11 protein-coding genes are annotated in these 14,003 nt (G+C 72.7%); 8 read left to right on the top strand and 3 right to left on the bottom strand.

Going from position 1 to position 14,003, the window contains the following annotated elements; translation table 11 throughout:
* Positions 1-29 precede the first annotated feature (29 nt).
* The 8 genes from AB0F61_RS11770 to AB0F61_RS11735 are packed head-to-tail and all read left to right on the top strand — an operon-like array spanning position 30 to position 9,957.
* Positions 30-1,673 carry an ABC transporter substrate-binding protein gene (locus AB0F61_RS11770; protein ID WP_357807353.1) on the top strand — a complete coding sequence of 548 codons (1,644 nt, stop codon included), beginning with the start codon at positions 30-32 and terminating at the stop codon, positions 1,671-1,673.
* A gap of 1 nt (position 1,674) precedes the next feature.
* Entirely contained in the window at positions 1,675-2,610 is a 936-nt protein-coding gene (locus tag AB0F61_RS11765) for an ABC transporter permease (RefSeq protein WP_357807350.1), read from the top strand.
* Positions 2,611-2,613: 3 nt separating this feature from the next.
* Positions 2,614-3,504, top strand: a complete 891-nt coding sequence (locus tag AB0F61_RS11760) for an ABC transporter permease (RefSeq protein ID WP_357807348.1) — start codon at positions 2,614-2,616, stop codon at positions 3,502-3,504.
* On the top strand, positions 3,504-5,129 hold the full coding sequence (locus AB0F61_RS11755) for an ABC transporter ATP-binding protein (RefSeq protein WP_357807345.1): 1,626 nt from the start codon (positions 3,504-3,506) through the stop codon (positions 5,127-5,129). Before AB0F61_RS11760 ends, AB0F61_RS11755 begins: the two co-directional genes overlap by 1 nt.
* 11 nt (positions 5,130-5,140) lie before the next feature.
* Positions 5,141-6,352 carry an LLM class flavin-dependent oxidoreductase gene (locus AB0F61_RS11750; RefSeq protein WP_357807343.1) on the top strand — a complete coding sequence of 404 codons (1,212 nt, stop codon included), beginning with the start codon at positions 5,141-5,143 and terminating at the stop codon, positions 6,350-6,352.
* A gap of 16 nt (positions 6,353-6,368) precedes the next feature.
* Positions 6,369-7,718: an NtaA/DmoA family FMN-dependent monooxygenase gene (locus AB0F61_RS11745; RefSeq protein WP_357807340.1), complete on the top strand. Its 1,350-nt coding sequence runs from the start codon at positions 6,369-6,371 to the stop codon at positions 7,716-7,718.
* A 28-nt stretch (positions 7,719-7,746) separates the two neighbouring features.
* Entirely contained in the window at positions 7,747-8,814 is a 1,068-nt protein-coding gene (locus tag AB0F61_RS11740; RefSeq protein WP_357807337.1) for an LLM class flavin-dependent oxidoreductase, read from the top strand.
* Between the two features lie 18 nt (positions 8,815-8,832).
* Positions 8,833-9,957, top strand: coding sequence for an LLM class flavin-dependent oxidoreductase (locus AB0F61_RS11735; protein ID WP_357807334.1), 1,125 nt, complete (start codon positions 8,833-8,835; stop codon positions 9,955-9,957).
* 13 nt (positions 9,958-9,970) lie between these two features.
* Here the strand turns inward: AB0F61_RS11735 and AB0F61_RS11730 are convergent, their stop codons facing one another.
* The 3 genes from AB0F61_RS11730 to AB0F61_RS11720 are packed head-to-tail and all read right to left on the bottom strand — an operon-like array spanning position 9,971 to position 13,929.
* Positions 9,971-10,627, bottom strand: a complete 657-nt coding sequence (locus tag AB0F61_RS11730) for a response regulator transcription factor (RefSeq protein WP_357807332.1) — start codon at positions 10,625-10,627, stop codon at positions 9,971-9,973.
* Positions 10,624-11,919 (bottom strand): histidine kinase, encoded by a 1,296-nt coding sequence (locus tag AB0F61_RS11725; protein WP_357807328.1) that lies wholly within the window; start codon positions 11,917-11,919, stop codon positions 10,624-10,626. Before AB0F61_RS11725 ends, AB0F61_RS11730 begins: the two co-directional genes overlap by 4 nt.
* A 42-nt stretch (positions 11,920-11,961) precedes the next feature.
* Positions 11,962-13,929, bottom strand: coding sequence for a serine hydrolase domain-containing protein (locus AB0F61_RS11720; protein ID WP_357807325.1), 1,968 nt, complete (start codon positions 13,927-13,929; stop codon positions 11,962-11,964).
* Between the last annotated feature and the right edge of the window lie 74 nt (positions 13,930-14,003).

Genomic DNA, 14,003 nt, shown 5'->3' with positions numbered 1-14,003 from the left:
TTCCGCCTGCCTGGACAGGAGATCTCCGCATGCCCGCGTACCGTCTGCGTACCCTGGCCGCCGCCGCGCTCGCCCCCCTGCTCGTCGTCGTCGCCGGCTGCTCCACCGGCACCACCCCGGCCGCCGAGGCGGCCGGCCAGCCCCGCTCCGGCGGCACCCTCACCTGGGCCGTGGAGACCGAGCCGATCACCCTCAACCCGCACCAGTACGCCCAGGCCAAGGCCCGCCTGCTGGTCTGGAACACCTTCGAGTCCCTGCTCACCTACGACCAGCAGGGCAAGCTGGTGCCCTGGCTCGCCACCGGCTGGCAGGTCACGCCGGACGGGCTGACCTACACCCTGACGCTGCGCGACAAGGTCACCTTCACCGACGGCACCCCCTTCGACGCGGCGGCCGTCAAGGCCAACGTCGACAAACTCCGCGAACCCGGGTACGCCCCGGGCGTCGCCGCCGTCCAACTGCGCAACCTCAAGGCCGTGGAGATCGTCGATCCGCGCACCGTACGACTCGTCCTCACCGCGCCGGACGTGCTGATCCTCGACTTCCTCGCCTCCCCGCAGGGTGCGCAGGTCTCCCCGACGTCACTGCGGCAGGCGAAGAACCTCAAGGCCGGTGGCACCGACGTGGTCGGCACCGGGCCGTTCGTGCTGGAGCGCTACGTCCCCGGTCAGGAGCTGCGCTATCGGCGCAACCCCGGCTACGACTGGGCGCCGCCCACCGCGACACACACCGGCCCGGCCCACCTCGACGGGATCACCTACCGGTTCCTCAAGGAGTCGGCGGTGCGCGTCGGGGCCCTCACGTCGAACCAGGTGCAGCTCGTCGAAGGGGTGCCCGCCACCGATCAGCCGCTGGTCACCGGCAACCGGGCACTGCGCCTGACCCGCGAGCTCAACTCCGGCTCCGCGTACTCCTACTACTTCAACACCTCCCACGCGCCCTTCGACGACCTGCGAGTCCGGCAGGCGTTCCGGGAGGCCGTCGACGTCGACACCGTGCTGAGGTCGGTCTACCGCGACACCGCCACCCGCGCCTGGAGCGTGATCAGCCCGTCCAGCCCGCTCTACGACAAGCGCCTCGAACGCGGATACGGCGGCGACGCGGCCAAGGCCAACACCCTGCTCGACCAGGCCGGCTGGGCCAGCCGGGACGCCGACGGCTACCGGGTGAAGGACGGCCGGCGGCTCACCGTACGGCTCGTGCAGTCCGCCCCCTTCGTCCGTGACCGTCGCGACGTGCTAGCCCAGGCCGTGCAGGCCGCGGTGAAGCAGAGCGCCGGCATCGACCTGAAGGTCTCGCTCGTCGACCAGGGCACCGCCAACGAGGCGTTCCAACGCAACGAGTACGAGGTCTTCGACAACTCCCGCGCCGACACCGACGCCGGTGCGGCACTGAACCTGCTGCTGCACTCGAAGGGCGGCATCAACCGCACCCAGGTCAACGACCCGCGCATCGACAAGCTCCTGGAAGCCGGTCAGGCCGCCGCCGACCCGTCCACGCGCGCCGGCATCTACGCCGACGTGCAGCAGCAGGTCGTCGCCGAGCAGGCACTGGCCCTGCCGCTCTACGCGCCAGCCGACCAGATCGCCGCCAGCACCGGCGTCGGCGGGATCCGGTTCGAGCCCACCGCCGGTGTTCCCGCCAGCGCCTACGACCTGTGGATCGGGAAGTGACATGAGCCGCCCACCCGTACGCGCCGTGGCCCGCCGGCTCGGTGCCGGCCTGGTCGTCCTCTGGGTCGCGGCCACCGCCGCCTACCTGGCGCTGCTGGCCGCGCCCGGTGACACGGTGGACAACATCGTCGGCGACGGTGCGGACACCCCGCAGATCCGTGCCGAGATCATCGCCGAGTGGGGTCTGAATCGGCCGGTCCTCGTGCAGTACGTCGACTATTTGAGCCGCCTCGGCGGCGGCGACCTGGGCCGCTCCTACCTGCTGCAACGCCCGGTCACCGAGGTGATCGGCGAACAACTCGCCCCCACCCTCGCCCTCGCTGCCGCCGCCGCCGGGCTCGGGGTGCTGCTCGCGCTACTGATCGCGGTGTCCACCGCCGGGGACCGGCGGCCCTGGCTGCGCCGGGCCAGCTCCGGCACCGAACTGCTGCTGGTCTCCACCCCGTCGTTCCTGATCGGACTCGTCCTGCTCAGTGTGCTGTCGTTCCGGTTCGGGCTCTTCCCGGTCGCCGGCGACCAGGGGGTCACCGCGTTGGTGCTACCCGCCGTCACGCTCGCGCTGCCCATCGCCGGAGTGCTGGCCCAGGTGCTGCGCGACGGCATCGACCGGGCTCTCGACGAGCCCTTCGTGCTCACCGCCCGGTCCCGGGGCGTACGGGAACGAACGGTGTTGCTGCGCCACGCGTTGCGGCACGCTCTCCTGCCGGCCGTCACCCTGGCCGGTTGGCTCTTCGGCATCCTGCTCGGCGGCACCGTGATCGTCGAACAGGTCTTCGGTCGGCCCGGCCTCGGCCAGGTCACCCTCACCGCCGTCACCAGCAGGGACATGCCCGTGGTGCTGGCCGTCGTCACCCTCTCGGCCGCCGTCTACGTGGTGGTCAACACCGCCGCCGACCTGGCGTACCTGCTGGTCGACCCGCGTCTGCGAAGGAGCTGACCGATGACCGTCACCCTGGGCCCACCGCTCACCGACGCCCCGGCGCTGATCCTCGCCGACCAGGCCCCTCCGGCCGTACGCCGACGGCCCCGGCTACGACCGGGCCTGCTCGCCGCCGGGGCGTACCTGGTCCTGCTGGTCGTCGCCGCGGCCTGGCCGGCGGCGCTCGCCCCCGGCGACCCCCTCGCGGCCGACCCGTTGGCAGTGCTCACGCCGCCGGACGCGGCGCACTGGCTCGGCACCGACCACCTCGGCCGCGATGTCTGGACCCGGGTGGTGCACGGTGCCGCGCACTCACTCACCATCGGCGTGGCCGCCACCGCGATCGCGGTGACCGGCGGCGTGCTGCTCGGCCTGCTCGCCGGCCTCGCGCACCGGGTCGCCGACGAGGCGCTCAGCCGCACGCTCGACGCGCTGTCGGCGTTCCCGATGCTGCTGCTGGCGCTGTTGTTCATCGCCATCGCCGGTCCCGGCACCGTCAGCCTGATCGTGGCGATCGGCATCGCCACCCTGCCGCACCACGCCCGGGTGGTGCGCGGTCAGACACTTGTGGTCCGCCGTTCCGGTTACGTCGAGCAGGCCGTCACCTTCGGCCAGTCCCGGCCTCGGCTGGTGCTGCGGCACGTGCTGCCCAACGTGGTCGGCCCGGTGCCGGTCCTCGCCGTGATCGGGCTCGGCGAGGCGGTCCTGGCCGCCGCCGGGCTCAGCTTCCTCGGCATGGGTCCGCAGCCACCGTCACCGGAGTGGGGCGCGATGCTCTCCGAGGGACGCAACTACCTCCAGGTGGCCTGGTGGATCAGCATCCTGCCCGGCCTGGCGGTCACCGCCACCGTGGTGTCGCTGACCGTCGTCGGTCGACACTGGCAGGCCCGCTTCGACGGGCGGCGGCACTGATGGCCCCCCTGGTCACGGTCGAGGACCTGCACGTCGACTTCGACACCCCGACCGGTCGGGTGGCCGCGGTGCGGGGGATCAGCTTCACCGTCGAGCGCGGCGAGTGCGTGGCAGTCGTCGGCGAGTCCGGCTCCGGCAAGAGCGTCACCGCTCGTACCCTGGTCGGTCTCGCCGGCCCGGGCGCGCGGGTCCGTGCCGCCCGACTGGAACTGGCCGACCAGGACGTGCGGGGCCACCGGCCACGGGACTGGCGGCGGGTCCGTGGCCGGCTCGCCGGGCTGGTCCTGCAGGACGCGCTTGTCTCCCTCGACCCGCTGCGAACGGTGGGCGCCGAGATCGGCGAGGTGCTCACCACCCACGGCATCGTCGGCCGCCGGGAACGGGCCGGCCGGGTCGGCCACCTGCTCGACCAGGTCCACCTCCCGGAGCCGGAGCGTCGCGCGCGGCAGTACCCGCACCAGCTCTCCGGAGGGCTGCGGCAGCGGGCGCTGATCGCCTCGGCGATCGCCGGGGAACCGGCCCTGCTCATCGCCGACGAGCCGACCACCGCACTGGACGTCACGGTGCAGGCGCAGATCCTGCGGCTGCTCGCCGAGCGGCGGGCCGCCGGGGTGAGTCTGCTGCTGATCAGCCACGACCTGGCGGTCGTCGCCCAGATCGCCGACCGGGTCCTGGTGCTGCGCGACGGTCGGATCGTCGAGCACGGTCCCACCGACACGCTGCTGCGGGCCCCCACCCATCCGTATACCAGGCAGTTGCTGGCCGCGGTGCCCTCGGCGACGTCGCGGGGCCGCCGGCTCGGGGTGTCTGAGTCCGGGGAGGCACGGGCGGCACTGCCCGCCCGGCCCGAGGTCCGTGCCGACGACACGGTGCTCGACGCGGCCGGGCTGACCAAGACCTACGGCGACCACACCGTCGTGCGGGACGTCTCCTTCACCATCGCCCGGGGCGAGACGCTCGGCCTGGTCGGGGAATCCGGCTCCGGCAAGAGCACCGTCGCCCGGATCGTCGCCGGCCTGCTCGACGCCGACGCGGGAGCCGTCACCTTCGAGGGCGTCCGGTGGGCCGGCGTGCCGGAGCGGACCCGCCGCCCGCTGCGACGCAGGTTGCAGTTGATCTCCCAGGACCCGTTGAGTTCCTTCGACCCCCGTTACACGGTCGGGCGGGTCGTCGCGGAGAACCTCGGCGGCGACGTCAGCCGGTCGGAACGGCGGGACCGCGTCGTCGACCTGCTGCGGCGGGTCGGTCTCGGCGCGGACCTGTTCGACAGGCACCCCCGGCACCTCTCCGGCGGACAACGGCAGCGGGTCGCCATCGCCCGCGCGATCGCGCCCCGACCCACCCTGCTCGTCTGCGACGAACCCGTCTCCGCCCTCGACGTCTCCGTGCAGGCCCAGGTCCTCGACCTGCTGGCCGACCTGCGCGCCACCGACGGCACCGCCCTGCTGTTCATCTCCCACGACCTGGGTGTGGTGCACCACCTCAGCGACCGGGTGCTTGTCATGCACGACGGCGCGGTTGTCGAGCAGGGCCCGGTCGGCGACGTCTTCAGCTACCCCCGACACGACTACACCCGGTCCCTGCTGGACGCGCTGCCCACGCTCGTCACCGCCGGCCGACCGTAGGAGGAACACCCATGACCGACAAGAGTCTGCACCTGGCCGTGGCGCTCGACGGTCTCGGCTGGCATCCCGCCGCCTGGCGGCTCTCTCGCGCCGACGCCACCGCGCCACTGACCGCCCGCTACTGGAACGCCCTCGCGGGGGAGGCCGAACACGGCGCACTCGACCTGCTCACCATCGAGGACAGCCTCGACCTCCAGACGTCCCGGCCGGACGGCCCCGACGACCGCACCGACCAGCTCCGGGGACGGCTCGACGCGGTGCAGATCGCCGCCCGGGTCGCCCCGCTCACCCGGCACATCGGGCTGGTCCCGACCACGAGCACCACCCACACCGAGCCGTTCCACCTCTCCACGGCGATCGCCACGCTCGACCACGTCAGCGGCGGGCGGGCCGGTTGGCGGCCCCGCGTCTCCGCGCGCAGGGCCGAGGCCGGGCACTTCGGCCGCCGCGACATCCCGCCGCTGGACCCGGACCGGCTCGACGAACCGGAGGCCGTCCGGGTCGTCGGTGACCTCATCGCCGAGGCCGGCGACGCGGTGGAGGTGGTTCGCCGGCTCTGGGACAGCTGGCAGGACGACGCAGTGATCCGGGACGTGTCGACCGGCCGCTTCGTCGACCGGGAGCGGCTGCACTACATCGACTTCACCGGCCGGTGGTTCTCGCTCCGGGGCCCCTCCATCGTGCCCCGGTCACCGCAGGGGCAGCCGGTCGTCGCCGCGCTGGCCCACTCGGCGGTGCCGTACGCGTTCGCCGCCCGCCACGCCGACGTCGTCTTCGTCACCCCGACCGATGCCGGGCACGCCACCGCGATCGTGGCGGAGGTACGGGCGGCCGAGGAGGCCGTCGGCCGCAGCGACGGGCGACTGCGCGTCCTCGCCGACCTGGTCGTGCTGCTCGACGACACGTCGACGCTGGCTCGGCAGCGTGCAGCCCGCCTGGACGGGCTGCACGGCGCGGAGTTCACCTCCGACGCGGCGGTCTTCGCCGGCACCCCGGGGCAACTGGTCGACCTGCTCGCCGAGTGGCACCGCGCCGGAGTGGACGGTTTCCGGCTGCGACCGGCGGTGCTCCCCGACGACCTGACCGCGATCACCCGGGCGGTGGTGCCCGCGCTGCGGGATCGCGGTCTGTTCCGCGTCGGCTATCCGGCCGTCGGGACGCTGCGTGACCTGCTCGGCCTGCCCCGACCGGCGAGCCGGTACGCCGCCGCGGCGACCGCCTGAGCACTGGAGACCCGTCATGCCCAAGCAGATCATCCTGGCCGCGCACTTTCCCGGCGTGAACAACACCACCGTGTGGCGCGACCCGGCGTCCGGCAGTCAGATCGACTTCTCCTCCTTCGTCCACCTGGCCCGTACCGCGGAACGGGGCAAGTTCGACTTCTTCTTCCTCGCCGAGGGGCTGCGGCTACGCGAGCAGCGGGGCCGTATCCACGACCTGGACGTCGTCGGTCGCCCGGACACGTTGACGGTGCTCGCCGCCCTGGCGTCGGTCACCACGCACCTGGGTCTCGCCGGCACGCTCAACGCCACCTTCCGCGAGCCGTACGAGTTGGCCCGGCAGTTGGCAAGCCTCGACCACCTCTCCGGCGGGCGGGCGGCCTGGAACGTCGTCACCACCTCCGACGCGTTCACCGGGGAGAACTTCCGCCGGGGTGGCTACCTGGACCGTTCGCTGCGCTACGACCGGGCCGCCGAGTTCGTGCGTACGGCGCGCGAGTTGTGGGAGTCGTGGCCGGCGCAGGCGATCGTGGGCGACCGGGACGCCGGCCGCTTCGTCACCGAGGCCGACGTCGGCGCATTCGCCCACCGGGGCGACCAGTTCGACATCGCGGGGCGCTTCACGGTGCCCCGCAGCCCGCAGGTGCATCCGGTGATCCTGCAGGCCGGTGACTCTCCGGACGGGCGCGAGTTCGCGGCGTCGAGCGCGGACGCGATCTTCTCCCGGCACGGCACGCTGGAGGACGGTCAGGATTTCTACCGGGACGTGAAGTCCCGGCTGGCCCGGTACGGCCGCCAACCCGGCGACCTGCTGGTCATCCCCGGTGTCACATTCGTGCTCGGCGACACCGACGCCGAGGCGCAGGAACGCGCTCACCACATCCGTCGCCAGCAGGTCAGCCCGCAGACCGCGATCCTGCTGCTGGAACAACTCTGGAACCGGGACCTGTCCGGGTACGACCCGGAGGGACCACTGCCCGCCGAGGACCCGGACGTCTCCGGCGACGCGATCAGCCGAGGTCGCGCCGGCATGTATCCCGACCCGGTCGACACCGCCCGGCGGTGGCGGGCGCTGGCCGAGGAGAAGGGCCTCGGCATCCGCGATCTGATCATCGAGGTCACCGGCCGGCAGTCGTTCGTCGGCACCGCATCGCAGGTCGCCGAGCGGATGAACCACTTCGTGCAGTCGGACGCCGCCGACGGGTTCATCCTGGTGCCGCACCTGACCCCCGGCGGGCTCGACGAGTTCGTCGACCAGGTCGTGCCGCTGTTGCAGGAACGCGGTGTCTTCCGCAGCGAGTACACCGGCACCACCCTGCGCGACCACCTCGGTCTCGGCCCTGCCCGTCCGGTCGCCCCGGTCGCCTGACCCTCCAGCCGAAAGTGATGGTCGCCGCGTGAAGTTCCTGCTGATAACGCTCATCACCCACCTGCCCGACCCGGTCACCGGCCAACGCAGGAGCACCACCGAACGGTTCCGGGACGTGGTCGACACGGCGGTCCTCGCCGAGGAGCTCGGCTTCGACGGGTACGGCGTCGGTGAACGCCACGAGCGTCCGTTCATCTCGTCGTCGCCGCCCGTGGTGTTGAGCCACATCGCGGCCCGCACCTCCACCATCCGGCTGTTCACGGCGGTCACCACGCTCAGCCTGCTCGACCCGGTCCGCGCCTACGAGGACTACGCCACCCTCGACCACCTCAGCGACGGCCGACTCGAACTGATCATCGGCAAGGGCAACGGCGCGGCGCAGGCACAACTGTTCCACGTCACCGCCGAGGACCAGTGGGACCGCAACCGGGAGGGCTACGAGCTGTTCCGCCGGCTCTGGCGGGAGGACCGGGTCACCTGGTCCGGGACGTACCGGCCGTCGCTCACCGACGCCGAGACCTGGCCCCGCCCGCTGCAACAGCCCATCCGGGTCTGGCATGGCAGCGCCACCAGCAGGGAATCGGTCGACCTCGCCGCCCGGTACGGCGACCCGATCTTCTCCGCCAACGTCACCAACCCGATCGAGCCGTACGCCGAACTCATCCGCCACTACCGGGAACGGTGGGTCCACTACGGGCACGATCCGGCCGACGCCCTCGTCGGTGCCGGCACCGCCGGTTTCCTCGTGGCCCACACCTCACAGGAGGCGATCGACAGGTACCGGCCGATCTTCGAGGCCCGCGTCGCCGCGTTCCGGCGGCTCGGCGTCCAGCCGGTCTTCGGCACCCTGGAGGACGCCATCGAGCGCAGCTCGATCCTGGTCGGCAGCCCGCAGCAGTTGGTGGACAAGGTGCTGCGGTACCACGAGCAGTTCGGCCACGAGGTCATCCATCTCCAGGCCGACCGCGACGGGCTCACCGACAAGCAGCACCGGGAGAGCTTGGAACTCTTCCAGGCCGAGGTGGCACCGGTGCTGCGCCGGGAGATCCCGAGCCGCCCCTTCGCGCCGCCGGCGACCGCCACCGCGGTGGCCTGACCAGAAACGGGGACCATCATGCCGTCCACGCCACTGTCCATCCTCGACCTGTCGCCGGTGCCCGCCGGCGGCACCGTCACCGACGCCCTGCGCAACACCGTCGACCTGGCCCGTCGGTCCGAGCAGTCCGGCTACCACAGGTACTGGCTGGCCGAACACCACCTCGCCGCCGGTGTCGCCAGTTCCGCGCCGGCCGTGCTGATCGGGCAGATCGCCGCGGCCACCAGCGTGCTCCGCGTCGGCTCCGGGGCCGTCCAGGTCGGGCACCGGACCGCCCTGTCGGTGGTCGAGGAGTTCGGCACCCTCGCCGCCCTGTACCCCGGCCGCATCGACCTCGGGCTGGGCCGGTCCGGCCAGCGGCGCGTCGAGGCGGCCCGGGAGAGCGCCGCGCCCACCCCGCCGCCGGTGGCGGCTCGGGTGGTCGACGGGCTGCTCATCCCACCACCGTTCTCCTACGCCAGCGTGCTGGCCTCACCGCGTTTCGCCCTGAGCACCGCCCTGCTGCACCAGCCGGGCGCACAGCCGCCGCCCTTCGCCGAGCAGGTGGCCGACGTGCTGGCCCTGCTGCGCGGCGACTACACCGACGCCGACGGCCTGGACGCGCACGCCGTGCCGGGGGAGGGCACCGACCTCCAGGTGTGGCTGTTGGGCAGCAGCGGCGGGGAGAGCGCCCAACTCGCGGGCGCGCTGGGCCTGCCCTTCGCCGCCAACTACCACGTCAGCCCCTCCTCGATCCTCGACGCGGTCGCCGCCTACCGGGCCGCGTTCCAGCCCTCGGCCGCGCTCGCCGAGCCGTACGTGGTGGTCTCCGCCGACGTGGTCGTCGCCGAGACCGACGACACGGCCCGCCGGCTGGCCGCACCGTACGGACCGTGGGTGCGCAGCATCCGCAGTGGCGCGGGAGCGATGCCCTTCCCGAGCCCGGAGCAGGCCGCCGTGCTGCCGTGGACCGACGCCGACCGGCACCTCGTCGCCGACCGGGTGGACACCCAGTTCGTCGGATCGCCCGGGACGGTCGCCGAGCGGCTGGGCACCCTGCGGGACGTCACCGCCGCCGACGAACTGCTCGTCACCACGATCACCCACGCGCACGCCGACCGGGTCCGCTCCTACGAACTGCTCGCCAAGGAGTGGAGTGACTGAAGCGGGGTGCCTCTCAGCGATGGACCACGCCGTTCTGGTACGCCCACACGACCGTCTGTAGGCGGTCCCGTGCGCCGATCTTGCCCATGGCCCGCCCGAGGTGCGACTTGACCGTGCTGGTCTCGATGAAGAGCCGATCGGCGATCTCGACGTTGGACAGCCCCTGCGCGAGTAGCTGCACGATCTCGGTCTCCCGCGCGGTCAGCTGGTGGGCCGCCGCCGCGTCCGAGCGGGGAGCGGGGGTGCGCCTGGCGAACTCCGAGATCACCCGGCGGGTGACGGCCTGGTCGACGAGGCCGTACCCGCCGGCGAGGCGACGCACCGCCTCGACGAGGTCCTCCGGCTCGCAGTCCTTGAGGATGAATCCGCTGGCACCGGCCTCCAGCGCCCCGAAAACGTACTCGTCGAGGTCGAACGTCGTCACCACCAGCACCGCCGGTGGTGTTCCGGTGGCGTCCGCGACGATCTGCCGCGTCGCGGTGAGCCCGTCGCCGTGCGGCATCCGGACGTCCATGCAGATCACGTCCGGTTGCAGCCGACGGGCCAACTCGACGGCGGCCGTACCGCTGGACGCCTCCGCCACGACCTCGACGTCTCCGGCCTCTTCGAGGATGACGCGGAAGCCGGCGCGGACGACCGCCTGGTCGTCGACGAGCATCACTCTGATCATGCCGGGGCCTCTCCCTTCGGATGCGACGCGACGGGATCGTTCGTCGGTAGCGTCGCGGTGACCGACCAACCACCGGCCGGGGTCGGGCCGGCCGCGAACGTCGCGCCGATCAGCTTCGCGCGTTCGCGCATGCCGACCAGGCCGACTCCGCCGGTCCGCGCCGCCGGCACGGTACGCCGGGCGGCAGGTTCGTTCACCACCTCAAGTGACACCGAGCGGGGCAGGAAGCGGAGCACCACCCGCGCCGCAGCGCCCGGGGCGTGCTGACGGACGTTGCTGAGTGACTCCTGCACGATCCGGTAGAGCGCGACGTCGGCGATCGGCGACACCTCGCGCTGCTGCCCCTCGCGGACGAGCTCCACCGGACCGGTGAGGTTGTCCGCGGTGCGGACCAGGTCGTCGAGCATGCCCAGACCCGGCACCGGGGCGCTGCCGTCGCCGCCCTCGGACCCGGGGCGGCCGCGCAGCACACCGACGACCAGCCGCAGGTTGTCCAGGGTCTCCTTGCCCTGGCTGCGGATCCAGGCCACCCCGGCCTTCGCGGCTGCCGGGTCACGGTCGATCAACCGCTCGACCGCCGCCGCCTGCACGACCATGCCGGAGAGGTGGTGGGCCGCCACGTCGTGCAGCTCGCGGGCCATCCGGGTGCGCTCCGCGCCGATCGCCCCCTGGATCTTCGTCTGCTGTTCCCGGATCGCCTCCTCCGCCCGCACCCGGACCAACTCGACGTAGCGCCGGTACGTGGCCACGTAGCTGCCGACGACTGTCGCGCTGAGGTAGGTCAGCGCGCTTGCGGAGACGTACGCGATCACCGTCAGCAGATCGGGGGTCACCACGAAGGCCGCCCCGATCGACTCCACGAGCACGGCCGCGCCGACGGCCGGCAGCGCGCGCCGGAGCGGCAGCACCGACCCGATGGTGTACGCCACCACGAACGGCGCGACGCCCCGGACGGTCGCCTCGGGCAGCGAGACGCCGGTGACGAGCAGTTGGAGGCCGACGACGAGCGCGAGGCAGAGCAGCGGGCGGACCCGACGCAGGCACAGCACCATCGCCTGGGCGCAGCAGCCGGCGATGAGCAGCCCCGCCCGCGTCGGGTCGAAGGACACCCCGTCCTCGGGTGCCACGAACCAGAGCAGCACCGTCAGCAGGACGAGTGTCGTCACGGTCAGCACCACCGCGAGCAGGCAGTCCCGGGGGAACACCCCGGTCACGCCGAGTCGGGTGAGCCGTCCGTCGAGCCATCTCGTCAGTCGCGGCGAGCCGGGTTCGGTGCCGGTGTGGTCCCTCATGCGGTGCGCATCCTTGCTCCGGGTCGTCCCGGGTCAGGCGGGTCAGTAGGAGATGCTAGGCGCGAGCAGCCGGAACTCCACGGCGAACCAGCCCGCACCGGCGAGAGCGAGCAGCAGCAGAGCGCTGCCGGCGACCCTCGGCCAGCCGACGTGGCGTCGGACGTCGTCGGCCAGCCGGACGGCGGCGGGCAGCACACCGAGCAGACCGACCAGTTGCAGCACCTGCACGGTGCGCAGGACCGAGCCGGGGACGTCCCGCAGGCTCATGATGCTGCTGACGCTCAGCACCCAACCGACGAACGCGAGGAGCGTGCCGGCGACGGCGACGCGACTCAGGATCCGCGCGGTGCGCCCGGCCCGCTCGCGTGGGGCGCGACCGAGTCGGCGGCGGACGAGCGCGCCGATCGGCCAGGACAGGACGGTGAGCAGCAGCACGACTGTCGACCCGGCGAGCACCGGAACGACCACCGCCCAGGCGCGTGCGGGCGCGACCGGCAGCAGGGCGAACGCGGAGTCGAAACCGATCGCCTCGACCCGGTCGTCGGTCGCCCGCATGGCGATCGTGCGTTGGCCGCCGACCTCGCGCCAGACCCAGGGCGCCACCTCCTCGTAGCGGGCGGGCGAGTCGGACAGTGGACCCGGCTCGAACAGCAACCGGTCGTCGTCGACGACGCTTACCGTCGTCCGGCCGACCAGGCCGATGGCGGTCAGGAAGTTGCTGCGCACCCCGCGTGAGGACTCGTACGTGCCGGCCGCCAGCGCGGCGTGTTCGGCGGTGGTCGCCGGGTCGACGCCGGTGCTCGGCTGCCCGTCGCGGGCGGGAAAGTAGCGGTCGGCGAAGCCGTTCACGACGGCCTGACGAAGGTCGTGGCTGGCGAGGGCGTCGGAGCCGTTGCTGTTGAGCGAGAGGAAGATGCCGGCCCGGTCGTCGGGAAAGATCTGCAGGTGGGTGTGGAAGTACGTGGTGTCGCCGCCGTGGCCGAGGATCCGGTGGCCGTTGCGACTCTCGTCGAAGAAGCCGAGTGTCATCCGGGGTCCGTCGGCAAGCGTGCCGAGCGTTGTCGCGTCGAGCGCCGGACGCTGCATCAACTCGCGGGTCGGTTGGTCCAGCAGGGGACCGAACCCGACCGGCTCACCGAGTTGGGCGAGCATGAACCGCGCCATGTCCGTGGCCGGGGCGCTCAGCGCGCCGGGCGGGGGAGTGCCGACGATCTCGAAGGGCGCGGCGGGCGCGGCGGACGTGTCGTACCCCTTGGACATCCGATCGCGCAGCGGCGCCGGGAGGGGCTGCTCGAAGCTCGACGACGGCATGCCCGCCCGGTCCAGGATGTTGCGCTGCACGTACTCCTCGAAGCGCGTCCCGCTCACCCGTTCGACGACGTAACCGGCGAGCGCGTTGCCGTAGTTGGAGTACGCCGGGACGGTGCCCGGTTCGTAGATCTGCTCCGGTGGGTCGGTCACCAGGGCCCGGCGCAGGTCGACGTCGCCACCGTCGGTGCCGATGAGGCCGGCGATCCGCTCCTCGAAACCGGCGGTGTGCGTCAGCAGGTGCCGCAGGGTGACGGCCCGCTCGTAGCGGTGCGGCAGGCGGAAGTCGAGGTACGTCTCGACGTCGGCGTCGAGATCGAGTTTGCCGCTCTGGACCAGTTGCAGGACGGCGGTGGCGGTGACGAGCTTCGACACCGACCCCATCCGGAAGAGATGCCGGTCCGGGTCGACGGGTACCGCCCCGGTGCCACCGTCACCGGTGTCGGCGTAGCCGTACCCCCGGGTGGTGATGATCCTGCCGTCGTGGACGACGGCGACAGTGGCCCCGGCGATGCCGGTGCGGTCGAGCGCGGCGGGCAGCAGGCCGTCGAGCCAGGCGGTGGCGTCGGCCTCGGTCAGGGCGGGGCCGCTGCCGCTCGGGCCGGCGGGAGCGGCCGGAGTGCCGACGGGCGGGGCCGGGCTGCCGGGCGACGCGCCGCAGCCCGCGGTGGTCGCCGCGACGAGGGCCGTGGCCGCCAGCATCGCGCCGAGCCGGGCGATCGTTGCCGCGCGTCGGGGTGAGTGGGGTCGAAGAACAGTGCGAGAGCGCATTGTCT

Origin of the sequence: Micromonospora sp. NPDC023888 (assembly GCF_040639415.1) — a bacterium.
GTDB lineage: Bacteria > Actinomycetota > Actinomycetes > Mycobacteriales > Micromonosporaceae > Micromonospora.
Note: the sequence above shows the minus strand (reverse complement) of the source record. Positions and strands in the feature narration are given on the sequence as shown.